The sequence below is a fragment of the Xenorhabdus sp. PB30.3 genome (genome assembly GCF_963895965.1).
Taxonomy (GTDB): Bacteria; Pseudomonadota; Gammaproteobacteria; order Enterobacterales; family Enterobacteriaceae; genus Xenorhabdus; species Xenorhabdus stockiae.
The window spans coordinates 1-24638 of sequence record NZ_CAWQMW010000161.1 but is presented as its reverse complement, the minus strand read 5'-3'; the positions used below and the strand labels follow the sequence as shown (position 1 = coordinate 24638).

23 protein-coding genes are annotated in these 24638 nt (G+C 43.8%); 16 read left to right on the top strand and 7 right to left on the bottom strand.

All coding sequences use genetic code 11. From position 1 onward, the window contains the following. Positions 1-324: 324 nt before the first annotated feature. Entirely contained in the window at positions 325-2673 is a 2349-nt protein-coding gene (locus tag AACX38_RS16310) for a Tex family protein (protein WP_228864947.1), read from the bottom strand. Positions 2674-3085: 412 nt separating this feature from the next. On the opposite strand from AACX38_RS16310, the gene greB reads away from it, so the two are divergent. The 9 genes from greB (at position 3086) to AACX38_RS16265 (ending at position 11221) form a co-directional block, all read left to right on the top strand. Continuing rightward, on the top strand, positions 3086-3571 hold the full coding sequence (gene greB / locus AACX38_RS16305; protein WP_228858960.1) for a transcription elongation factor GreB: 486 nt from the start codon (positions 3086-3088) through the stop codon (positions 3569-3571). A 177-nt stretch (positions 3572-3748) separates the two neighbouring features. Beyond that, on the top strand, positions 3749-4468 hold the full coding sequence (gene ompR, locus AACX38_RS16300; protein WP_099120363.1) for an osmolarity response regulator transcription factor OmpR: 720 nt from the start codon (positions 3749-3751) through the stop codon (positions 4466-4468). 42 nt (positions 4469-4510) lie between these two features. After that, on the top strand, positions 4511-5521 hold the full coding sequence (locus AACX38_RS16295; RefSeq protein WP_228864946.1) for an ATP-binding protein: 1011 nt from the start codon (positions 4511-4513) through the stop codon (positions 5519-5521). Positions 5522-5755: 234 nt separating this feature from the next. After that, entirely contained in the window at positions 5756-6796 is a 1041-nt protein-coding gene (gene pstS, locus AACX38_RS16290; protein WP_228864945.1) for a phosphate ABC transporter substrate-binding protein PstS, read from the top strand. Between the two features lie 45 nt (positions 6797-6841). Beyond that, positions 6842-7786: a phosphate ABC transporter permease PstC gene (pstC, locus tag AACX38_RS16285; RefSeq protein WP_228864944.1), complete on the top strand. Its 945-nt coding sequence runs from the start codon at positions 6842-6844 to the stop codon at positions 7784-7786. Positions 7787-7791: 5 nt separating this feature from the next. Next, complete coding sequence (pstA, locus tag AACX38_RS16280; protein ID WP_228864943.1) at positions 7792-8706, top strand: phosphate ABC transporter permease PstA; 915 nt, start codon at positions 7792-7794, stop codon at positions 8704-8706. A gap of 21 nt (positions 8707-8727) precedes the next feature. Continuing rightward, positions 8728-9507: a phosphate ABC transporter ATP-binding protein PstB gene (gene pstB, locus AACX38_RS16275; protein WP_228864942.1), complete on the top strand. Its 780-nt coding sequence runs from the start codon at positions 8728-8730 to the stop codon at positions 9505-9507. Positions 9508-9533: 26 nt separating this feature from the next. Beyond that, positions 9534-10250: a phosphate signaling complex protein PhoU gene (gene phoU, locus AACX38_RS16270; protein WP_228864941.1), complete on the top strand. Its 717-nt coding sequence runs from the start codon at positions 9534-9536 to the stop codon at positions 10248-10250. Positions 10251-10360: 110 nt separating this feature from the next. After that, a complete protein-coding gene (locus tag AACX38_RS16265) occupies positions 10361-11221 on the top strand; it encodes an ABC transporter substrate-binding protein (protein ID WP_228864940.1) in 861 nt (286 codons plus the stop codon). On the opposite strand, the gene AACX38_RS16260 is transcribed toward AACX38_RS16265, so the two are convergent. Continuing rightward, a complete protein-coding gene (locus tag AACX38_RS16260) occupies positions 11209-11337 on the bottom strand; it encodes a hypothetical protein (protein WP_255712158.1) in 129 nt (42 codons plus the stop codon). The genes AACX38_RS16265 and AACX38_RS16260 overlap by 13 nt on opposite strands. Positions 11338-11416: 79 nt before the next feature. Here AACX38_RS16260 and AACX38_RS16255 point away from each other — a divergent pair, with 79 nt between their 5' ends. Together AACX38_RS16255 and AACX38_RS16250 are read left to right on the top strand one after the other, a co-directional pair. After that, positions 11417-12154, top strand: coding sequence for an amino acid ABC transporter permease (locus AACX38_RS16255; protein WP_228864939.1), 738 nt, complete (start codon positions 11417-11419; stop codon positions 12152-12154). A gap of 1 nt (position 12155) precedes the next feature. Continuing rightward, positions 12156-12929: an amino acid ABC transporter permease gene (locus AACX38_RS16250; RefSeq protein WP_228864938.1), complete on the top strand. Its 774-nt coding sequence runs from the start codon at positions 12156-12158 to the stop codon at positions 12927-12929. A 66-nt stretch (positions 12930-12995) separates the two neighbouring features. Here the strand turns inward: AACX38_RS16250 and AACX38_RS16245 are convergent, their stop codons facing one another. Continuing rightward, the gene (locus AACX38_RS16245) at positions 12996-13859 is read right to left on the bottom strand and encodes an alpha/beta hydrolase family protein (protein ID WP_228864937.1); all 864 of its coding nucleotides are present in this window, start codon (positions 13857-13859) and stop codon (positions 12996-12998) included. Positions 13860-14056: 197 nt separating this feature from the next. On the opposite strand from AACX38_RS16245, the gene AACX38_RS16240 reads away from it, so the two are divergent. Next, positions 14057-14746 (top strand): helix-turn-helix transcriptional regulator, encoded by a 690-nt coding sequence (locus AACX38_RS16240; protein WP_228864936.1) that lies wholly within the window; start codon positions 14057-14059, stop codon positions 14744-14746. Here the strand turns inward: AACX38_RS16240 and AACX38_RS16235 are convergent, their stop codons facing one another. The 3 genes from AACX38_RS16235 to AACX38_RS16225 form a co-directional block, all read right to left on the bottom strand. Further along, positions 14747-15133 (bottom strand): cupin domain-containing protein, encoded by a 387-nt coding sequence (locus tag AACX38_RS16235; protein WP_099120353.1) that lies wholly within the window; start codon positions 15131-15133, stop codon positions 14747-14749. A gap of 199 nt (positions 15134-15332) precedes the next feature. After that, a complete protein-coding gene (locus AACX38_RS16230; RefSeq protein ID WP_228864935.1) occupies positions 15333-16448 on the bottom strand; it encodes an acyltransferase family protein in 1116 nt (371 codons plus the stop codon). Positions 16449-16826: 378 nt separating this feature from the next. Next, on the bottom strand, positions 16827-18320 hold the full coding sequence (locus AACX38_RS16225; RefSeq protein ID WP_228864934.1) for an MFS transporter: 1494 nt from the start codon (positions 18318-18320) through the stop codon (positions 16827-16829). 105 nt (positions 18321-18425) lie between these two features. On the opposite strand from AACX38_RS16225, the gene AACX38_RS16220 reads away from it, so the two are divergent. Both AACX38_RS16220 and AACX38_RS16215 read left to right on the top strand, forming a co-directional pair. Next, positions 18426-18977, top strand: a complete 552-nt coding sequence (locus tag AACX38_RS16220; protein WP_228864933.1) for a TetR/AcrR family transcriptional regulator — start codon at positions 18426-18428, stop codon at positions 18975-18977. A 163-nt stretch (positions 18978-19140) separates the two neighbouring features. Further along, positions 19141-20475, top strand: coding sequence for an NCS2 family permease (locus tag AACX38_RS16215; RefSeq protein ID WP_228864932.1), 1335 nt, complete (start codon positions 19141-19143; stop codon positions 20473-20475). Positions 20476-20576: 101 nt separating this feature from the next. On the opposite strand, the gene AACX38_RS16210 is transcribed toward AACX38_RS16215, so the two are convergent. Continuing rightward, positions 20577-22043 carry a glycosyltransferase family 39 protein gene (locus tag AACX38_RS16210; protein WP_228864931.1) on the bottom strand — a complete coding sequence of 489 codons (1467 nt, stop codon included), beginning with the start codon at positions 22041-22043 and terminating at the stop codon, positions 20577-20579. A gap of 147 nt (positions 22044-22190) precedes the next feature. On the opposite strand from AACX38_RS16210, the gene yihI reads away from it, so the two are divergent. Continuing rightward, a complete protein-coding gene (gene yihI, locus AACX38_RS16205; protein ID WP_228864930.1) occupies positions 22191-22706 on the top strand; it encodes a Der GTPase-activating protein YihI in 516 nt (171 codons plus the stop codon). A 283-nt stretch (positions 22707-22989) separates the two neighbouring features. After that, complete coding sequence (gene hemN / locus AACX38_RS16200) at positions 22990-24363, top strand: oxygen-independent coproporphyrinogen III oxidase (protein ID WP_228864929.1); 1374 nt, start codon at positions 22990-22992, stop codon at positions 24361-24363. Positions 24364-24638: the final 275 nt, after the last annotated feature.

Genomic DNA, 24638 nt, shown 5'->3' with positions numbered 1-24638 from the left:
CTATTAATAATAGTGATTGAATTTTCGCAACAGATTATATTAAGTATTAATGAAGACAGGCAGTCATTTCTCCTATTTAAATTTATTAGATCGACAATAAATTGCAGTGTGATGATGAAAATAGTATTGATTTATTAAGGTATTTTATTTTGTTAATGAAAATTAAAAACGATTTTCAGTGACGAATATACATATTGGATTTCAAGATACGTTGTAGTTGATACAGAGATAACCTGAAAGATAAAGTGTATATATCTAACACATTTTATGCCTGACAGAACTGGCTTAATTAAGCCAGTTCTGAAAGTGCACTACCGCAGAATATTAACGTTTTTTACCAAAAGCGGCTGCCAGAGCATCACTCATGGCACTATTAGCTAATTGTGCGGAACCGGATGAACGGAAATTCTGGCGGCCTTTGCCATTCCGGTTACGTTCATTGCCATTACGTTCCTGGCGGTTATTTCCCTGAGAGTTATTACGGCGGGCCGGAGCTTCTCCCGGCTGCTCATCAAGGCGCATTGTCAGGGCAATACGTTTGCGGTTCAGGTCAACATCCATCACCTTCACTTTCACGATATCGCCCGTTTTCACTACGGTGTGTGGATCTTCTACGAATCGATCGGAAAGAGAAGAAATATGCACCAGCCCATCCTGATGGACACCGATATCAACAAATGCACCGAAGTTGGTGACATTAGTGACAGTACCTTCCAGAATCATACCTGCACGCAGGTCATTCATTGTCTCCACACCGTCGGCAAACGTGGCGGTCTTGAACTCAGGGCGAGGATCGCGACCCGGTTTTTCCAGCTCTTTCAGAATGTCGGTGACCGTCGGGATACCGAATTTTGCCGTGGTAAAATCCTGAGCTTTCAAATCGCGTAAAGCTGCGGGGTTACCCATCAGTTCCGGTAAAGTCTGCTCTGTTGTAGCCAGAATTTTTTCAACGACCGGATAGGATTCTGGATGGACGGTAGAAGCATCCAGCGGGTTATCACCCTGATTAATCCGCAAGAAGCCCGCACATTGCAGGAACGCTTTTGGCCCGAGGCGGCGAACTTTCAGCAGCTCTTCACGGTTGTTGAAACGACCGTTTTCATCACGCCAGGTGACGATATTCTGGGCGACAGAGCGGCTCAGACCTGCAACCCGGGTCAGCAGAGAAACAGATGCGGTATTCAGATCAACACCGACACTGTTTACACAGTCCTCAACCACAGTATCCAGTTTTTTGGCAAGCTGAGTCTGGCTGACATCGTGCTGATACTGACCAACACCAATGGATTTTGGCTCGATTTTAACCAGTTCCGCCAGTGGGTCCTGAAGACGACGGGCAATAGAAACCGCTCCACGCAGTGAAACGTCCAGATCAGGGAATTCCTGAGCTGCCAGTTCTGAAGCAGAATAAACGGATGCACCGGCTTCACTGACAATGACTTTCTGTGCGGTAACAGCAGGATACTGTTTCTGAACGTTGGCAAAGAAGCGTTCTGTTTCACGGGATGCCGTGCCATTACCAATAGCGACCAGCTCAACATTATGTCTGGTGCACAGCGCTGCAACTGCTGCGGCTGCTTTATTTTCCTGACCCGTGTGCGGGTAGATGGTATCTGTAGCCAGCAATTTACCGGTTGAGTCCACAACAGCAACTTTCACGCCTGTTCTCAGACCCGGATCCAGACCCATTGTGGAACGCATACCTGCAGGAGCCGCCATCATCAGGTCATTCAGGTTACGGGCGAAGACGTTGATCGCTTCGTTTTCTGCTTTTTCGCGCAGCGTACCCATTAACTCTGTTTCCATATGCAGCAGTACTTTGATCCGCCATGTCCAGTTCACGACAGCCTTGCGCCAGCTATCAGCCGGTGCGCTGTTCAGACGCAGGTTCAGGTGGTCAGTGATAATCTGCTCGCAGTAACTTTCTTTAGGGGCTTCTTCAAACTGGGGATCGGCATTCAGGGACAGTTGCAGGATGCCTTCATTACGTCCGCGGAACATCGCAAGAGCGCGATGCGAGGGAACAGAGGAGATAGCTTCATGATGATCGAAGTAATCGCTGAACTTAGCGCCTTCTTCCTCTTTACCTTCAACGACTTTGGCAGTCAGGTGTGCATTTTTCCACAGGTACTCACGTACTTTCACCAACAGAGACGCATCTTCAGAAAAACGCTCCATCAATATATAGCGAGCGCCATCCAGAGCGGCCTTGGTGTCTGCAACACCGTTGTCAGCATTAACGTAAGCAGCAGCGGCAGATTCCGGTTCTTGCTGCGGGTCTTGCCACAACAGGTCTGCCAGTGGCTCCAGCCCGGCTTCAATCGCAATTTGACCACGGGTACGGCGCTTAGGTTTATAAGGAAGGTAGAGGTCTTCCAGTTCGGTTTTGCTGAGCGTGCTATTAATGGCTTCAGCCAGTTCACTCGTCAGTTTACCCTGCTCTTCGATAGATTTCAGGATAGTCTGGCGGCGGTCTGACAGTTCGCGCAGATAGCCAAGACGGCTTTCAAGCTGGCGAAGCTGGGTGTCATCAAGACCTCCGGTAGCTTCTTTACGGTAACGGGCAACAAAGGGAACGGTGTTTCCTTCATCAAGTAAAGTAATAGCAGCCAGAACTTGTTGGGGCTGAGCTTGTAACTCACCGGCAATAATTCGACTTAAAGATTCATTCATAGTCTATTTTCTTCAACTTTCTCTGCGCCTGTAGATATCAGCAGATATCCGCAGACAGGGCCAGATTCATCATTTAACTGGATGCTGGCAGGGTTCAAACTTGGCTCCATTATATACGTACAGAGCGCAATAATTTCCAGTTTCTATATTTCGTCTTTCAAGTGGCCTCTTTGTTGGCTGCGCCGCATCTTGAAATCCATTGTGTATATGCCTTCTATCTTTCTTTCGATTGTCCGTTTTGTTGCGAGTCCTGAACCACCGCAGTGACTGATTATTTTCTGCTGTGATGCGACTCGGAATTTAACAGGTATAGCATAATATTTCTGTCATGTTGCGATGGAACTCATCGAATATCTGCCCGGTTAAGATATAGTACTGCGCCATTAATCATATTTTCTCAAGTGAGTTTTTCATGGGCAAAAGTAACTATATTACCCGAGAGGGCTGGCAGGCGCTTGATCAGGAACTGAAATACCTTTGGAAAACTGAGCGCCCACAAGTTACTCAGGCTGTCTCTGATGCGGCTGCATTAGGCGATCGTTCAGAAAACGCAGAATATATTTATGGTAAAAAAAGGTTAAGAGAAATTGACCGTCGCGTGCGTTTTTTATCTAAAAGACTGGATGTCTTGCAAATTGTAGACCCTGATCCGCGACAGGAAGGAAAAGTTTTTTTTGGGGCATGGGTTAAAGTCGAAAACGAAAAAGCCGAAGAATATATTTTCCGTCTGGTGGGGCCGGATGAGTTTGATCCGGCCAAAAAATGGATTTCCATTGATTCGCCGGTGGCAAGAGCGCTACTTGGCAAGCGGGTTGATGATGAAGTGACTGTAATGACGCCGAATGGTCTGGCAGTTTACTGGATTCTGGAAATCCGTTATCAGCCACCGGAGATATAAAAGCAGTAGGTGTAAATCAGGGAGCAAGGAAAACAGGGATGAAAAACAGAAACATAAGTAATTATTGCCAATATTGCAAATATTCTTAAAATACATGGCGTTAGTGTTATTTTAAGGCATGGATTTTCTGTAAGAATAATGGATATTGCGGGCATGGAGCATCTTGGGAGCTGACACATGCAAGAGAGTTATAAAATACTTGTTGTTGATGATGATATGCGTTTGCGGGTATTGCTGGAACGCTACTTATCGGAGCAGGGTTTTCAAGTTCGTTGTGTTGCAAATGCAGAGCAGATGGACCGCTTATTGACCAGAGAATCTATTCAACTGATTGTACTGGATTTAATGTTGCCGGGAGAAGATGGGCTTTCAATCTGTCGCAGATTAAGGAGTCAGAATAACCCGATCCCTGTCATTATGATCTCTGCGAAAGGGGAAGAAGTTGACCGGATTGTCGGTCTGGAAATCGGAGCGGATGATTATCTGGCAAAGCCCTTTAATCCACGGGAATTACTGGCACGTATCCGAGCAGTGTTGCGCAGGCACTCTAATGAATTATCCGGCGCACAGACACCGGATAATGCCGTCGTGACGTTTGGTAAATTTAAACTGGATCTCGGGACGCGAGAAATGTTCCATAAAGATGAACAACTGTCCCTGACCAGTGGTGAGTTTTCTGTACTGAAAGCACTGGTGTCTCATCCCCGTGAACCATTATCGCGGGATAAGCTGATGAGTCTGGCCCGGGGCAGGGAATACGGTGCAACGGAACGTTCTATTGATGTACAGGTTTCCCGTCTGCGTCGTCTGCTTGAAGAAGATCCGGCACATCCCCGCTATATCCAGACTGTTTGGGGATTGGGATATGTTTTCGTTCCTGACGGTAATCAAGCATAAATCGTAATAAGGTACCTGATAAGGAATAAGTGGAAGTACGTTATGAAAAAGTTCAGGCTCTCACTGCATCATAAATTCTCCCGTGCTCTGGTCTGGGCACTGGCGATGCCGTTGAGTAGCCTGATGATCAGTTATCTGTCTGCCACCATGCTGGCAAGGCAGGAAGGCATCTCATTTATTACCGTATTCCCGTATATCCTGATCAGCACACTATTGTCAGTACTCCTCGTTGCCGCAATGTGCTGGCTTTACCTTCGGGCACAAAGGCGTCCTTTGGCCGCCATACAGCAGGCAATCATCAGGACAGGAAAAGGCAAAATCATTACCCCATTACCTGAATCGGGAACATCCGGCACCCGGTCGGTTATCCGTGCTTTTAACCAAATGTCGGTGGCGCTTAAGTCGCTGGAGGAAGATCGGGCTATTTTTATAGCAGGTCTCAGCCATGATTTACGTACTCCGCTGACACGGATACGGCTGGCGATGGAGCTGATTGGCGGAGAAAATGATTTCCTTTGTGAATCCGTGAATCATGATATTGAAGAGTGTAATGCAATTATTAGCCAGTTCATCGATTATCAGCGGGCCGGGCAGGATACGGCAAAAATTCGTTGTGAGTTAAATCAGCTCATTAAGGAAGTGATGAGGGCAGAAAAGGCGGAAATTGCAGATAACCTGTCTGTTATTCCGGTTTTCATTATGGCCGACCCTCTGTCAGTGAAGCGTGTACTGGCGAATATGCTCACTAACGCTCAGCGTTATGGTAATGGATGGATCGGTATCAGCACTGGAAAAACTGAAAAATTCGGCTGGTTTCAGGTGGAAGATAATGGCGCTGGTATCACAAAGGAAGACATTGATATTTTGTTCCAGCCTTTCAGGCAGGGAAAAGCGCATAGCATGAATAACCGCCATAATCACAGTGGCGTTGGGCTGGGGCTTGCTATTATCAACCGTATCATCGACATGCATGACGGATATCTTGATGTGGGCAGAAGTGAAAGGGGGGGCTTATCCATTCGGGCTTACATCCCACTAGCGGCTGATTCCTGAGTTCTTCATTCTGAACCGGTGTCATAAAAATGTCATAATTCGTACATTTTGCTGTCATCAAAGTGACTTATTTTTCCCTCCAGAATCATCTTTTTATACTCGGTAAACTTCAAGTTTCAACGGGCAATATGAGGCGAGTCCTTATTTCTCCCCGTATATTGAAGTTGAATTGGTATAAAACCAAACTACTAACAGTTGTTTTTGATGAATGATGTGTCTCTTAGCGGAGGGTGTATGAAACCAATGCGTCTCACTGTAGTAGGTATGATGGCAGCAGCATCAGCTATGGTATCTGTCTCTTCATTTTCAGCAACCAGCCTGACAGGAGCCGGAGCGACTTTCCCGGCACCGATATATACCCAATGGGCTGATTCCTATCAAAAAGAAACCGGTAACAAAATCAATTATCAGGGAATTGGCTCTTCGGGTGGCGTAAAACAGATCATAGCTGGTACGGTTGATTTTGGTGCTTCAGATGCGCCACTCACCGATGAAAAACTGGCATCTGAGGGTTTATTCCAGTTTCCTACTGTGATCGGTGGCATTGTGCTGGCGGTGAACCTTCCGAATATCAAATCAGGCCAGTTGGTGCTGGATGGTAAAACGCTGGGAGATATCTATCTCGGCACCATTAAGAAATGGAATGATCCCGCCATTGTGAAACTGAATCCGAATCTTAAACTGCCTGAACAGGACATTGCCGTTATTCGTCGCGCGGATGGCTCTGGTACTTCATTTGTCTTTACCAGCTATCTATCTAAAGTGAATAGTGACTGGAAAACAAAAGTCGGCGCCGGTTCTACAGTGAAGTGGCCGACTGGGCTGGGAGGTAAAGGCAACGATGGTATTGCCGCATTTGTTCAGCGTTTACCCGGCTCTATTGGCTATGTTGAATATGCCTATGCGAAACAGAATAACCTTGCTTATACCGGGTTGATTACTGCTGACGGAAAGACAGTTGTTCCCACTGAGGCCAATTTCAGTGCGGCGGCAAAAGGTGCTGACTGGAGTAAAAGTTTCGCACAGGATCTGACTAATCAACCGGGCGAAAATGCGTGGCCAATCACTTCAACGACATTCATCCTGATCCACAAGCAGCAGAAAAATGGCGCAAATGGTGCAGAGGTTCTGAAGTTCTTCGACTGGGCTTATGAGAAAGGAGGCCGGCAGGCGAAAGAGCTGGATTATGCTGTGTTGCCGCAGGATGTGATCAAACAGGTACGTGCAGCATGGAAAAGTAACATAAAGGATGAGCACGGCAATGCCCTGTACTAGCTCCTTATCGGGTGGAAACTGATAACTCAAATGGGAATTGAACGCATGGCAGAATATAAAGCCCCGGGCAGGTATGGCGATATCATTTTCAGTGTACTGGTCAGGCTGGCTGCGCTGATGACGTTATTCCTGCTGGGAGGCATTATCATTTCGTTGTTTGTTGCTTCCTGGCCGAGTATGCAGCAGTTTGGAATTGCTTTCCTGTGGCAGAAAGACTGGGATGCGCCGGCAGATATCTTTGGTGCTCTGGTGCCGATTTACGGCACATTAGTCACTTCGCTCATCGCCCTGATTATTGCCGTTCCGGTTAGCTTTGGTATTGCTCTGTTTTTGACAGAACTGGCACCAAACTGGCTGAAACGGCCACTTGGAGTGGCAATTGAGTTACTGGCGGCCATTCCCAGTATTGTTTATGGCATGTGGGGGCTGTTCGTGTTTGCCCCGCTTTTTGCCACCTATTTTCAGCAGCCTGTCGGTGCAGTGTTGTCGGGTATTCCCATTGTAGGGGAACTGTTTTCCGGCCCGGCTTTCGGTATCGGTATTCTGGCTGCGGGGATCATTCTTGCCATTATGATTATTCCCTATATTGCTTCTGTGATGCGTGATGTCTTTGAACAGACTCCTGTCATGATGAAAGAGTCGGCTTACGGCGTTGGCTGCACAACATGGGAAGTGATCTGGCATATCGTCCTGCCTTACACCAAAAATGGTGTCATCGGTGGTGTTATGTTGGGGCTGGGACGGGCGTTAGGGGAAACGATGGCGGTGACTTTCATTATCGGTAATACCTACCAGCTGGATAATTTTTCGCTTTATATGCCGGGAAACAGTATCACTTCTGCGCTGGCAAACGAATTTGCCGAAGCTGAGCCGGGCCTGCATACCTCTGCTCTGATGGAGCTGGGGCTGATTTTATTTGTGATCACTTTTGTTGTTCTCGCGTTGTCAAAACTGATGATTATGCGTCTGTCCAGAAATGAGGGGCGCTAAATAAAATGGCGATTATTGATAAACGAAAAAATGGTAGTGCTGGCTCAGAAAGCCATGCCAGACGCAACCGAAGGCAAGTTTGGCGGCGTCAGAAAAACCGCCTCGCCCTGTTTCTGTCTATGGCAACAATGGCATTTGGCCTGTTCTGGCTGGTCTGGATTTTAATTTCTACAATCACAAAAGGCATTGATGGCATGTCTGTGGCGTTATTCACTGAAATGACGCCACCACCTAACAGCGAGGGAGGCGGGCTGGCAAATGCGATCGTCGGCAGCGGACTACTGATTTTCTGGGCAACGGTATTTGGCACACCTTTGGGAATTATGGCGGGGATCTATCTGGCTGAATATGGCCGTCGCTCTTTGCTGGCTGAAATGGTTCGTTTTATTAACGATATCCTGCTTTCGGCCCCCTCTATTGTGGTAGGGCTATTTGTCTACACCATAGTGGTCATGAAGATGCAGCATTTCTCCGGTTGGGCAGGGATTATTGCGCTGGCTTTGTTACAAATTCCCATTGTTATCCGCACAACGGAAAATATGCTGAAACTGGTGCCGAATAACTTACGTGAAGCCGCTTATGCACTGGGAACACCGAAATGGAAAATGATCACGGCGATCACGTTAAAAGCCTCCATATCCGGCATTATTACCGGTGTCCTGCTGGCTATTGCCCGTATTGCCGGTGAAACTGCGCCTTTGCTGTTTACCTCCCTTTCTAACCAATTCTGGAGCACAGACCTCAGCCAACCCATTGCTAACCTGCCCGTCACCATTTTCAAATTTGCCATGAGTCCATTTTCGGACTGGCAGCAGCTGGCATGGGCCGGTGTTTTGCTGATTACCCTGTGTGTACTGTTGATTAATATTTTGGCTCGGGTTTTGTTTGCCAAAAAGAAATTTGCCGATAAGAAATTCTGAAACTGAAGAGAGAAGCTGTTGATGAATAAGGTTAATAATGATGTGGCAGGGAGTAAAATTCAGGTACGTGATCTGAACTTCTATTATGGCAAATTTCATGCCCTGAAAAATGTGACGTTAGATATTGCGCAGAATAAAGTAACCGCTTTTATCGGCCCTTCAGGGTGTGGTAAGTCAACATTGCTGCGCACCTTTAACAAAATGTATGAACTGTACGGAGAACAGAGAGCAGAAGGTGAAATCCTGCTTGATGGGACAAATATTCTGGCTGATAAACAGGATATTGCCTTACTGCGGGCTAAGGTGGGAATGGTTTTCCAGAAACCGACACCTTTTCCGATGTCGATTTACGACAATATTGCGTTTGGAATCCGTTTGTTTGAAAAACTCTCAAGAGCTGAAATGGATGAACGGGTGCGATGGGCACTGACAAAAGCGGCATTGTGGAACGAAACAAAAGATAAACTGCATCAGAGCGGTTATAGCCTGTCAGGAGGCCAGCAGCAGCGTTTGTGTATTGCCCGAGGTATCGCCATTCGTCCGGAAGTTTTATTGCTGGATGAACCTTGCTCTGCCCTCGACCCGATTTCTACGGGGCGTATTGAAGAGCTTATCAGTGAACTGAAAGCGGAATATACCGTTGTGATCGTGACTCATAATATGCAGCAGGCAGCGCGTTGTTCTGATTATACGGCTTTTATGTACTTGGGTGAGTTGATTGAATTCAGTGATACTGACATTTTATTCACTACACCCAAAATGAAGCAGACTGAAGATTACATTACCGGTCGTTACGGTTGATACAGGCAGAAATGGGGTAGCTAAAGATGGACAATCTGAATTTTGGCAGGCATATCTCAGGCCAGTTCAACGCTGAACTGGAACATATTCGTACTGAACTTATGGCGATGGGCGGATTAGTGGAGGAGCAGCTGAGTAAAGCGATTCTGGCAATGCACAATCAGGATAGAGAGCTGGCTCAGCAGGTCATTGAAGACGATGAAAAAGTGAATATGATGGAAGTGGCAATAGATGAAGCCTGTGTTCGAATTATTGCCAAGCGTCAGCCGACTGCCAGTGATCTGCGCCTGATTATGGTTATCTCAAAAACCATTGCGGAGCTTGAGCGCATTGGTGATGGAGCGAATAAAATCTGTCAGACCGCGCTGGAGCGGTTTTCTCAGCAGCATCAACCGTTGCTGGTCAATCTGGAATCTTTGGGCTGGCATACCATCCGAATGCTGCATGATGTACTGGACGCCTTTGCTCGCATGGATTTGGCCGAAGCCATCCGTATCTATCGTGAAGATAAAAAAGTGGATCAGGAATATGAAGGCATTGTCCGCCAGTTGATGACCTATATGATGGAAGATCCGCGTACCATTCCAAGCATTATGACCGCACTCTTCTGTGCCCGCTCTATTGAGCGTATCGGCGATCGCTGTCAGAACATTTGTGAGTTTATTTTCTATTACGTAAAGGGGCAGGATTTTCGTCATATTGGTGGCGATAAACTGGAAGAGCTGCTGACAAAAGATGAGTGATTTTTATTCCAAAAAAATATAAATATAGTATTTTATATTATTTCATGTGCTATGCCGAAATTGATAGCTTTTGTTAAACAATGAACAATTATTGATAACAGGGGTGTCCAATGAAATACCGCAATCAATCTCGGCGTAATCAATCCCGAATAGCACTGACTGCATTACTGACCGGTCTGGTATTGGCTTCAGGTGTCGCTAAGGCAGATAAACTTGATGATATAAAAAAAGCAGGCACAGTTCGTATTGCGGTATTTGATAGTAACCCACCTTTTGGTTTTATCGATCCTCAAACAAAAAAACTGGCAGGTTATGATGTGGATATCGCCAATGCCATTGCCAACGATCTGGGTGTAAAACTGGAACTGCGCCCGACCAATCCCGCTAACCGTATTCCACTCCTTTCATCCAAAAAAATTGATTTAATTGCTGCGAACTTCACGATTACCGATGAACGTGCAAAACAGGTGGATTTCTCCATTCCTTACTTTGCCACAGGGCAAAAATTTATTGCACGTAAAGGTGTTCTGACTAACCCGGACGATATTGCTAAACTGCGTATCGGGGCAGATAAAGGGACAGTACAGGAAATTACGCTGCGTGAACGTTACCCAACGACCAAAGTCATCTCTTATGACGATACTCCGCTGGCATTTGCTGCATTGAGAAATGGTAATGTTCAGGCGATCACGCAGGATGATGCCAAATTAGTTGGCCTGCTGGCCAATGTGCCTGAGGCGCAAAAAGCGGATTTTGAAATCTCTCCGTTCAGCATTACCCGTGAATATCAGGCAGTAGCGGCTTCAAAAGGAGAAGCCCGCTTGGTTGACTCTGTAAACCAGACATTGCTGAAACTGGAAAAAGAAGGCGCAGCCGAAAAAATTTATAACCGCTGGTTTGGCCCTGAAACAAAATCGGCTCAGCCGCGCGGTGATTTCAGATTCGCTCCATTAAATAATCAGGCAGAGTAATAGATAGCACCTGAAATGACAGCGAAAGCCAGCCCCGTCTTTGCACGGGGCTGTGCCGTTTTGTTGAGTTGCCCGTCATCTTTCAGGTTGCCTCTTTGTTGGCTACGCCCACTCACCCCGAGTTCCCTTGCCGCAGCGATGCAACTCGAAATTCATAGGGTATAGGGTGAATATTATTAATATGGTGAACGCGTTATGTTTGAGCAATTTCTTGGCGAGCACTTACTGGCTCCTGAATATTTGCAATGGCTCTGGCAAGGGTTTCTGATTACGTTGTGGATCTCTGCCTGTACTATTGCTTCTTCTACCTTATTAGGTTTTGTCATTGCGGCTGCACGGGACAGCCAGATCCAGCCATTGCGTTGGCTGGTTACAGCCTATACCTCGATATTCCGTAATACGCCACTGTTGGTACAACTATTTTTCTGGTATTTCGCCTCAGGCCAGATTTTGCCTCAGGCCGCTATGATCTGGCTGAATACTTCCCATGAAATCACACTGGCAGGTTTAACACTGGAATGGCCTTCATTTGAATTTCTGGCGGGGTTTATCGGTCTGACGCTCTATACAGCGCCTTTTGTTGCGGAAGAGCTGAGAGCAGGCATGCAGGGGATTGGGCGTGGGCAAAAATATGCGGCTCAGGCTCTGGGCTTAACTGGCTGGCAGGCGATGCGCTATGTTGTGCTGCCACAAGCACTGAAAATTGCTATGCCGCCCCTGTTAGGGCAGTACATGACTATCGTTAAGAACTCATCATTAACGATGGCGATTGGTGTGGCTGAACTTTCCTATGCTTCCCGTCAGGTAGAAACACAATCCCTGAAAACATTTGAAGCGTTTGGTGTTGCGACAGTGCTTTACATCGCGATTATTGCGGTGATGGAAGGCTGGGGGCAGTGGCGTCAGCAGAGAATACTGGCGAGAGGGCATTGATATGGATTTTACTGTTATCGCTGAAAACTGGCGCTACCTGCTGCTGGGCACATTTCCTGATGGGCCACTGGAAGGAGCCGCATTAACACTGATAATCAGCCTGATGGCCGGAGCAATCTCCATTGTTTTGGGAATTGTGTCAGGCGTTGCACTGGCAATGCTGCGCGGTTTCTGGGTAAATCTGCTGGCGGCGGTGTTGGGGTTTTTCCGTGCTATACCGGTTATTATGCTGATTTTCTGGACTTACTTCCTGTTGCCGGTGGTATTGGGAATGGAAATTCCCGAAATTACAACGGTTGTCTGCGCATTGGCTCTGATCACCTCTTCTTATCTGGCTCACGGTGTTAAAGCAGGTATTTTGGCAATCGGAGAAGGCCAATGGCGAGCAGGGTTGTCTTTGGGCTTTAATCGCTGGGAAGTTTTGTGGCATATCGTTTTACCACAGGCTTTGCGCATGATGGTGCCTTCGTTTATCAACCAGTGGATTGCATTAATCAAAGATACCTCACTGGCTTATATTGTCGGCGTGGCAGAACTGTCATTTCTGGCAACACAGGTTAATAACCGCAGTATGGTTTACCCGATGGAAGTCTTTTTATTTGTCGCATTAGTGTATTTTGTGATGTGTTTATCACTGGAATTAACAGCAAATTATGTGGCTCGTCGTTTCTCAGTGAAACGTGAGAGAAAGAGAGCTATGTGGTTTTGGGGAATCACTGACAGTCTTCGGATGGCATTCAGACAGAAAATGAATCGTTCTTCAGAAAATTGTTAGTTACAGTTAGGACTATACTGGCTGGAAATAAGTGTCCCAACTAAATTATATTAGTTGGGGCATTGACTAATGATATATATTAAAAATAAATTCTTTTATTTCAGTACATAGTGTGGGCTGGTATTTTAGCCTGTCAAATCCAGCAGGATCTTGAGATGGCGGGAAGTTAATATTGCTCATATGTGGTGGGAATGGGCTTTGAAAAGAGTGATGTCCTGCATTTTCAACGATTTTGTGCTGAACATTGTGATTATCTTCGAGAACTGATGTACATAATATATCCGATAAATAATCTTTTTCCGCTGTAAACAAAAGTATTGGAATATTGATATTATTTAAGGAACCTTTGTAATTAAACCACCCACATGCCGGAGCCAGTAATATCAGTGAACAAATGCGGTTATCGTATGGAACGGTAATTTTTTCAATTGATGGACTTTCTGTTTTCTTCGGTGGTCTAGCCGGTATGCCTCCACTAACAGCAAGGCCCGTATAGCCTCCCATTGAATGCCCAATAAATGTTATCTTGTCTTTTAATAAGTGATTGCTTATTGATTCATTACTAACGATATGATCAATAACTAATTTAATATGCCGTGGTCTGTTTTCTAAATTGACCAATGTTTCGGCCAGAGAGTTATCAAAATGACAATTTCCCGGATGTTCTGGTGCTAATACCGCATATCCAGCTTTAACAAGTGAGAATATAAGATCTCGGTGAGTTAGGGATGAGCTGCCACTGCCGTGAGATAAAACAATCAAAGGTATTTTATCTCCGTGAATTGGGGCGTTTATTGCTACGGAGATATTATAAAGTCCGAACTTTTCTGTTTTCTCTTTTTCTGTTGTTGGATAAAAAAAGTGAATTGGTATAAATGTACTTTGTTTATTATCGTACACTTTACTATTTATATACCCTATTTTTTTCATAAACTATCTTATCTCCTTAAAATTTAAAAAATACTCATAATGAGCTATTTTGATCTAACTGATTATTATTTAACTTATCTATCTAAGCAGTTAACCTTATTCAGCGAAACCGGGGAAAGCTATAGTAATATAATTCATATTTGAAGTTATAAATATGGAAAATAAAAAATCACAGGATAATTTTCAGAAGGTAGCATATGAATTGTTCGATAGAAAATTTGATCAAACCGCTGATAAATTTTTGGGAAATCAGTGACGAGCCATGGGGCGCGAAAGATCACACATCAAAATTTATATATGCCAATAAAAAATATTACGAATTACTTTCTTTACCTAAAGGCTATGATGTAACAGGGCGTTTTGATGGGGAACTCCCAGCACCTACTGCTAATTTTCAGGAAGAATTTCAGCTACATGACAGAAAAGTTGAAATTTTATTAGATAGAGTTACTTCTATTGAAATTCATCCTTTCCAAAATCTTCCTTACCTTCAACCATGGTATTTCGATAAGTATCCGATAATTGATGGAAATGGGATATGCAGGGGCACTATTTTCCATGGCAGACCTGTAGATACAATGACACTGGAAAAACTCAACAAAATAGATATGCCAGCATCGTTAGTATTTACGCCTCCATCTGAGTTTTTTAGTAAAAGAGAATGGGAAATAGTATTTTATATTCTGCAAGGTTTTTCCACTAATGATATAGCTGAAAGGCTACGACTCTCTGCCAGAACAATCGCGAATCATATTCAAAATGTATATAGAAAAACAGGGATAAAATGTAAAAAAGATTTAGTGGCATATTGTTATGAAAATAACATCGCTAACTATATCCCTGAAAGTTTTTTCAGGGAATCACAGTCTATTACTTTTGAAAAATAATTATTCACATATGTCTGAAAAGCATACTCTATCATGGGACAGATGGGATTCTGGGCATAAAAATATTAATTCCACTTTCTCATGAGCGACAAGTTGATGTGCTGTATTCGGATAAATACAGAAAATAGATCCTTGGGAGAAGCGCTTTTTTTGGACATCATTAATATCATTATTTACTACCTCACCTGTCCAGATTTCACCTTCACCAGAAAGTATTATGTACCATTCATCTCCAATACTGTGGTTATGGCACCCAACTTTTTTACCTGCATTGATAGACGTAGCATAAGCATTTAAGCCTTCTTTTTTTATCATATGCCTGACAGAAATACCCACTGCATCATCTTTGATGGCGTCTTCAGTAGAAAAACTAGCAAAATCTATCACAATTACATCCTTATATTTAAAATGAGATCTTTTTACTCTTTTTTGATTGATTATTAAAATTTAACATTTACTCATATGTAAAAAAATAAATTTTTTTAATTATCAGAATCACGTCTCATTTATATTAAAGATTTTGCTATTTTTACCTATATTGGGTGATGGGGTGTTTTTTCAGCATTGGTAGTAATATATGCCAATATTATTGGCTATTAGATGAAGGTTTGATTTTATATTTCATAAATCTTGCTTCAATATTATTGTATGTTATGGTTGCGGTAACGATGACGATAAGATAGATACTTAATGCCAGTAAATTATTGAGGAAAATATTTCCGGTAGTCAAGTTTCGCCTTCCTGCGATGAGTTGAGTTAACTCTATACCCGTTTTTTTCTGGATAATAAACATTATTGTTGTAATAATTAATATTATTGCTACATGAACCATATAAAGAGAATAAGATATTTTACCTAAATGCTGCATGTATTTATTAAGGAAAAAAGAGGAAATAATACCTCTTTGATATGCCAGGGTGAAAATAGTAAGGCAATAAATGATAGTGCAGATTATTTGCTTGGCTTCATATTGGGAATTGACAAAATAAATGAGAAGCGCCACACAGAGAATTTCTAAAATAGTTGCCGTAATAGTGCTTATTTTTATATCAGAGAAAATCCTGAAAATACTATAGGTAAATGCTCCAGCAAAAAAACTTGATACTCCTCGTGTAACAGCTTGTTGTAACATATGGTTGCCACTGACAAGCAGCCATAAAGTGGTTACAGATATTAATAGCCATATTATCGGGGCGATATTCATTTTTCTAAAAGTAATAATTGTTAAATACAGTATAATATATGTATAGAATTCGACACTGAGACTCCACGTAGGGTAATTAAAGGTCAGATTGAGATAATCTGTTGTGGGAGTCCATGATTGAATTAAAAAGAGATTGGGTAAAATCCCGGAGGGGGCAGTTCTTCCGGTAAATGGTGTTGCATCAAAATGAATACCAGAATTTTTTTGAATCAATAATCGACAAAATTCCAGAAATATAAATATCAATAACATTAATATGTGAAGAGGGAATATCCTGAAAAAACGGGAAGATATATATGGAGTAAATTTTACATCTCTATATGCATAGGTATGTGTCAGCACAAATCCACTAAGTACAAAGAAAAGTTCTACAATAATATAACAGGTACGAAAGAAGTGAAGTTCAGTAAATGCACCGACAATATGTAAATGACCAGTCACAACAATTAAAGCTCCGATTCCTCTGACCGCATCCAAAGATTCAAATCGCTTCATCATATCCATCTCATTCAATATGTAAATTTTAACTATGTACAATTAAAAATAATTATTTTTAAATAAAATTAATATATTTAGTGACTTCATAGTATGTAAAAAGGAGGTTAATCACCGCTATAAAAAAGTGGCCGGAGTTATCTTTTATCTTAATATTTTTTATCGTTAGTGTGTGACAGCCTAAATAGGCATTGAAACCAATATCTGCATAATGCCCATAAATTTTCGATATGGTCAAGTTTCATTTTATGGCAATAACTATGATTTATATTTGAATTAATTTAATGTATTTTTTTGGTGTGACGGTTCTATATGATTATTCGAAATAATTTGAAAGTGGCGTCCTCAGAAATGATTGTTTACGCCACTTTTTAAGATAAGTTAGCTGCGCTTTTTCGGGGTAAACAGCGCAATTATGGTAGCGCTTAACAACAACAATGAACCTGCTATGGTTAAAACGGACAGGAATGCGCTATCAAAGGCCAGTTTTGCTGCCTGAAGCAATGATAAAGCCATATCGCCCTTTAGCCCTTCTGCGACGATAATCGCTTCATCAATACTATTCTGCAATGCACTACTGACTGATTCTGATACAGCGATATCGGCTGGCAGGGTAAATGCTGCTGTATAAATTGCCACCAACAGGCTACCGAGTACTGCAACTCCAATCAGGCCACCAAGTTCATAGGCGATTTCTTCAATTGAGGCTGCTGTACCTGCGCTATGCTCGGGGGCGCTGAACATGATGGAGGTAGAAGCTGCCGTCATCGCAGCACCGACACCGAATCCAATCATGGAGAATGTTGTGATTTGTACCAACACTCCGGACCGGAAGCCAATGAGATAGCCAAAAATACCTAATCCCGCCAGAAAAAGTGAAAGCCATATAATTCTTCCTGAACCCAATTTGGGTATGGCAAGACCCGCTAATGGCCCGGCAACGAAAGAAGCGAGTGGGATAGGTAGGATAAATAATCCTGCCTGTAAAGGCGATAAACCAGCAACAAGTTGCAGTCGCTGACTGACTATTAATTCAACTCCCATCAGGGCTGCGGTGCTAACAAAAGCGGTCGCGACACCTGTAGCAAAACCATAGGATTTTAATAAAGTAAAGTCTATGATCGGTGCAAGTGAACGACGTTGCCGATAAACGAACATCATCGTGAATATCATCCCGATTGCACTGGCTATAATGGCAGTTCCCATTGATGGGGCTTGTTTGCTGATTTCTTTGATAGCAAAAGTAATGCCAATCAGCCCGATCATAATTTGGACGGAGGCCAGCAGGTCGAATTTGCGTTGTGGATTACTCTGGCTTTTCGTAATAGTAAATAGGGCGAATATCAACGCAATAATGACGATAGGGACGTTGATCAGGAAAACGGAACCCCACCAGAAATATTCCAGCAGTATTCCACCGATGACGGGACCGAGTGCCGCGCCCCCGGCAGCAACAGCTGACCAGATACCGATGGCAAGAGCGCGTTCTCCGGGTTCTTCGAAAGCCTGACGGATTATTGCGAGTGTGGCCGGCATCATCATTGCGGCACCGATGGCAAGTATCACTCGTGCGCTGATCAACATACTGGTATTCGGAGAGAATGCTGCCATCATTGAAGCAATACCGAACACGGCTAATCCGGCAGTAAACAATTTCTTGGCACCAAAGCGATCACTTAGAGCACCCGCTCCGGGAAGCAGGCCTGCAATGGTTAATGAATAAGCATTCATGATCCATAACTTCTCAGTGGAAGATGCTCGTAAATCGTATGTTAAACGTGGTAAAGCTGTATAGAGGACTGTCATGTCGATGACAATCAGCAAAAGTGCACTGGAAATAACAGCCAGCACAAGCCAGCGAGTATTTGATTTCATGAAAGAACTCATCAGTGTGGTTTAGGGATCCTGTATCGCCAACCCTTGACGGTACAAATTGCGCACATTATAAATACATACGTATTGAATTAAAAGAGGGTAATAATGGGACGACGTAAAACAATTGACCGGAACATTCTGCTGGATGCAGCAGAACAAATTGTCACCACACATGGGGCAGCGGCTCTTACCATTGATGCGGTAGCAAAAGCCGTTGGGATCACTAAGGGCGGGGTTCAATACAGTTTTAATACGAAAGATGCACTTATTGAGGCGATGTTTGAACGTTGGGGGCGTAGCTACGAGGAACAATTCCATAAAATAGCCGGAGAAGCTCCCGAGCCACTGACTGCAATACGTGCGCACATTGAAGCAAGTCAATGTTCCGATGAAGTGTCATCGGCGAAAGCGGCAGGACTGATGGCATCGTTACTGCAAACACCGGAACATCTGGAATCAACCCGTGACTGGTATCGTGAGCGCATCGCTAATCTGGATACAACAACAGCAGAAGGTCGTCGGGCCCGTTTAGCTTTTTTGGCGACAGAAGGTGTATTTATTTTACGTTTCTTCGGTTTGATGGATATTGGTAAGGATGAATGGGCGGATATTTTCAGCGATATTCTGGAGATGGCACTTTCTGAAAATAGTGAATAAAAACAGCGTCCATTAGTGCAGTTTGTTAATAATCACTTTGTGATATAACTTATTGATTGTGCTCATAGCAATCGTTTTCTTTTTTGATCTTTTAGGATAACGATTTATTTTGATTTCCTGTAGGATGAATCGAAAACTTCATCTGTTTAGGAATAAAACATTAATGAGTACACTCAATTCAGGCTCTGCAAATAGTCAGGGCTTACTTCAGCGCGTGTTTAAACTGGAAGAGCATGGAACAACAGTTCGCACCGAGATGATTGCGGGGCTGACGACCTTTCTGACGATGGTTTATATCGTCTTCGTGAATCCACAAATTCTGTCTGTTGCCGGAATGGATATTAAAGCCGTATTTGTCACAACCTGCTTAATTGCCGCACTTGGCAGCATTATGATGGGAGTAGTGGCTAATTTACCTGTTGCGGTTGCGCCTGCTATGGGTCTGAATGCATTTTTTGCCTTCGTTGTTGTTGGTGCTATGGGTGTTTCGTGGCAGGTTGCGATGGGCGCAATTTTCTGGGGTGCTGTCGGGCTGCTGATCCTGACGATTTTCCGCATCCGTTACTGGATGATAGCGAATATCCCCGTGGGGTTACGGGTCGGTATCACTAGCGGTATCGGGCTTTTTATTGCCATGATGGGGCTGAAAAATGCCGGCATTATTGTACCGAATCCAGATACGATCGTTTCTATTGGTAACTTTACTGCTCATAACGTCCTGCTGGGCGCTTTGGGCTTTTTTATCATTGCTATTTTAGCAGCCCGTAATTTTCATGCCGCAGTATTGCTGTCCATCGTAATAACGACGGGGATCGGGTTTATGCTGGGGTATGTGGAATATCAGGGTATTTTTGATTTGCCACCCAGTGTTATGAGTGTTGTCGGGCAGGTAGATGTGAAAGGTGCGCTGGATATCGCATTAGTCGGGATTATCTTTTCTTTTATGCTGGTGAATCTGTTTGATTCATCCGGTACGCTGATTGGTGTGACCGATAAAGCAGGCCTTGCTGACAGTAACGGTAAATTTCCGCAGATGAAGCAGGCTCTGTATGTTGACAGCATCAGCTCAGTGGCAGGTTCTTACATCGGTACTTCTTCGGTAACCGCTTTTGTGGAAAGTTCTTCAGGTGTCTCAGTGGGAGGCCGTACTGGATTAACCGCTGTAGTCGTTGGTATTTTGTTCCTGCTGGTGATGTTTATTTCTCCACTGGCCAGTATGGTTCCGGCTTATGCTACGGCGGGTGCGCTGGTTTATGTCGGCGTTTTGATGACATCCAGCCTGACACGGGTGAAATGGGATGATCTGACGGAATCCGTTCCGGCATTTATCACCGCTGTTATGATGCCATTCAGCTTCTCAATTACTGAAGGTATTGCACTGGGCTTTATGGCTTATTGCGTGATGAAACTGGGAACAGGAAAATGGCGGGAGATAGGCCCGTGCGTTATTGTTGTCACGTTGCTGTTTGTGCTGAAAATGGTATTTGTCGATGCCTGATAATTATAATCTCAGCTAAACCGAGTACCGAGCAATATAAAAAAGCCTGATGCATCAGGCTTTTTTATGGAAATTATACGGAATATTTTTCTAAAAGAAGATTAATGGCGGCTTTCTGGTGCAATAAAACCGATGCAAATTACTTCAGATTCCGCGCCGGGCTGTGTCTGAAAAGTGAAATCTTCCTTATGGCTGAGAGTTAATGCAGGCCATGTCGCCAATGTGGACCGGAAATGCTCCTGTGAACAATTCTTTCCTCTTTTTCCCATCAGTAACGCTCCATATTTGACAATATCACTCTCTTTTATATGGCGATTATAAATATTGGGCGGCGCACCGTTACCGGTTTCCCACGGCTGTATGGTTTGGGGGCGATAGTGACTGTAGAACGTCAGCCATTGATGCAGGTATTCACCTCCAACATAATGTAATGGTGTTGAATACAATTCTTCCCAGCGCTGATCCAGCTGGCTGGAAAAGATTTTTATCCCTGCAAATTTTTCTCCCGCACCACGGACATTTGTCATCATAATACTGGCATAGCCAATGAGAACTACGACAGCAAACACAGCCAGACCTCGCAGCGTCCCCGTTAAGGATTTATGAGGGTGTACAGTTATCGAGCCGACTAGCAGCGCTGGCGCTACTGCCATGAAAGGCTGGAGCCATTCAGTCATTCGCCCGCCTTCATTGAAGGAAAACCAGCCATAAATAATCAGCAGAGGCAGTAGAATGACGATATTGGTCAGTTGATTCGATTGCTGTTTTGGCCAGCCAATTTTTCCGCCTAATAGATAAATAATGGCACTGACGATAATGAGAGGATAGAAAACTGAAAACAGAGAACGTGTGGTGTGCAGATTAAATCCTTGCTTGATTTGCGAGTCTACCCATTTGAAGGCAGAAAAATCATTATTTGCCAGCCACCAGATATTGGGTATTACCAATATCAGCCATAGCGCGAGCGCCAGATAAAACAAAGGTTCCCGATAATGTCGCTGTACTTTGGGAACAAACAGGGAAAGTAAAAAGACTGAACCAACAATCGAGAGTGAAGAGTACTTACTCATTGTTGCCAGCCCTGTAGCTAACGCGAACGCCAGCCACCATTTGGGATGATCATCGATGGCTTTCAGGAAGAACAATAGTGACCACGACCACAACATTACCAACAGATAATTGTCATTATACGGAATGATATCGAAATTGATGATGCCAGACAGATTGAGAGACAGCATAGCCAGCCATGCCAGTTCAGTTTTGCCTGTTAAGCGCAAAGCCAGCTGCCAGACACCCATCATACCTACAGCAATGGCAGCGAAGTGGATGAAATACCAATAAAAACTGAGAGAAATATGGCTGATATGAATGGCTGGTAACATCACAACACCCACCAGCCATGGGTTTTTCGGGGAACCCCATTCACCGTTTATGCCCCAGTTCAGGGCTTCTACAGCATCATAGGGAACAGTCGGATCAAGGTAATAACTTACTAACATCCATAAGACAGCATAACCAATACACCAAAGATACAATGAAGTTCTATAAGAAATATCAAAGAAACGCATAGTTGCTAAGGCTTATATTATTTGAGTTAAGGTAACTCAAAATAGTAGCTGAACTTGAAAGAATAAGTGAATGACATTGGATGTTATATGTGGATTCTGTTAGATTCCGCCGAAAATATCTTGATAACACGAGTTGAGTCACACGCTATGAATCAGTTAAAGAAAAAATCCCCTGCAAGAGCCTCTGCGGGTAAACACAAAAGAAAAAGCCGTGAAGAATTAAACGCAGAAGGGCGCGAGCGTAAGCGCCAGAAAAAACATCGCGGTAATCCATCCGGTAATCGCCATCAGGAGAGTAACCAGAAAAAACAGACTGGTGCTAAACAAGAGAAGGATCCTCGTATCGGGAGTAAAGTCGCGGTTCCGTTGATTGTTGGTGAAAAAGCAGCCGCTAAGCCAGTCGTAAAACAGCCTAAAGCGCTAGAAAAACCTCGCTTGTCAGCGCGGGAAGAGCTGGAAATGCTGGAAAATGATGAACGTCTGGATGATTTGCTGGCACGTCTTGAGCAGGGTGAAAACCTTTCCGAAGAAGATAATGTCTATGTCGATAAAATGCTCGACCGCATTGATGTTCTGATGGAAGAGCTGGGTATTGATCTGGAAGAGGACGACAGCGAAGAAGAAAAACAAGACGACATTATGCAGTTGCTGAAAGGTAAATAATTCCCGAAGGTTAACAGCTCTGAATGGCTAGCCATTCATGCATAAATTATCTTGATCATCAAAGGCGGTATACATTCGTTTTTCAGGTTGCCTCTTTGTTGACTGCGCTCGTTCACCCCGGTCACATAGTTATCTATGTCCCCGGGGACTTACTCTCTCGCCGCCGCGACGCAATTTGAAATCCATTGTGTATATACCCATACTTTTAATATGGTATTTGCTGTGCTGATTGGGTAAACTATAGCAGCCCATTTGATAGGCCAGAACAGCGGAAGAAATAAGCATGTCAGAGCAAGCCATTGTCTGGGATCTGCGTTTGATCCAAAAATATAATTATTCAGGGCCTCGTTATACTTCATACCCAACAGCGCTGGAGTTTAACCAGCAGTATGATAATGCAGCGTTTATACAGGCCGCAGCGCGTTACCCTGAGCGTCCTCTTTCCCTTTATATTCATATCCCGTTTTGCCACAAGCTTTGTTATTTCTGCGGCTGCAATAAGCTGGTTACGCGGCAGAAACATAAGGCGGATGATTATCTGGCTGTTCTGGAACAAGAGATAGCAACAAGAGCAAAGTTATTCCCTCATCGGAAAGTCAGTCAGATGCACTGGGGCGGAGGAACGCCGACGTATCTCGATAAGGTGCAGATTAGCCGATTGATGTCGATGTTGCGTAGCCACTTCTGTTTTCTGCCCGAGGCTGAAATTTCCATTGAAATTGATCCGCGTGAAATTGAGCTGGATGTCATTGATCATCTGCGTAATGAGGGTTTTAACCGGCTGAGTATGGGGGTGCAGGATTTCAATAAGGAAGTTCAGTGTCTGGTCAATCGTGAACAGGACGAGGATTTTATCTTCGAACTGGTTAATCGTGCCCGAGAAACGGGTTTTACATCAACCAGTATTGATTTGATTTATGGTCTACCCAAACAAACACCAGAAAGTTTTGCTTTCACATTGCAGCGTGTACTGGCGTTATCGCCAGATCGTCTGAGTGTGTTCAATTATGCCCACATGCCGAATCTGTTTGCGGCACAACGCAAAATTAAAGAGAGTGATTTACCGAGTGCGGCACAGAAACTGGATATTTTGCAGCAAACTATTGCGACTTTAACAGGTAACGGCTATCAGTTTATTGGCATGGATCACTTCGCTCGCCCTGATGATGAATTAGCGGTTGCCCAAAGAGAAGGTGTACTGCATCGCAATTTTCAGGGATACACCACCCAAGGTGAGTGTGACTTATTGGGCATCGGTGTTTCGGCTATCAGTATGTTGGGCGACTGTTATGTACAGAACCAAAAAGATCTCAAAACCTACTATGCTGAGGTAAACACACAGGGGCATGCGTTATGGCGGGGTTTAGCGCTGACGCAAGATGATTGCATCCGTCGTGATGTGATCAAGGCACTGATTTGTAACTTCCGGTTAAATTTTGCTGATATTGAACGCGCTTATGGAGTGAGTTTCACGGATTATTTCGCCGAAGATCTGCAATTATTGGCACCGTTGGCGCAAGACGGTCTGGTTGAAGTGAGTGAAACGCAGATTCGGGTATCACCAAAAGGGCGTTTATTAATCCGGAATATTTGCATGTGTTTTGATCATTATCTGCGTAACCAAATGCGCCAGCGGCAGTTTTCACGGGTGATATGAATTTTAGGAAAGAGATGAACATGCTGATTATTTTAGCACGTTCTTCTCGTTTATTTAAAATAAATGGTCAAGGAATATTTATGACAATTAATAGGTCACATTTAGTTATTCAATTGTTCTTTTTTTATCCCTTATACTTTTGCGTTTTTTTAATTTTAACTCTCTTGAATATTCTCTTAATTCTTTTTTGTTAAATCCTTGTATTTTTTTTAATTCCCTTTTGAAAGTAATGTTTCCAATTCTTATATATATTCTGGATAATATAAATCCAGCGT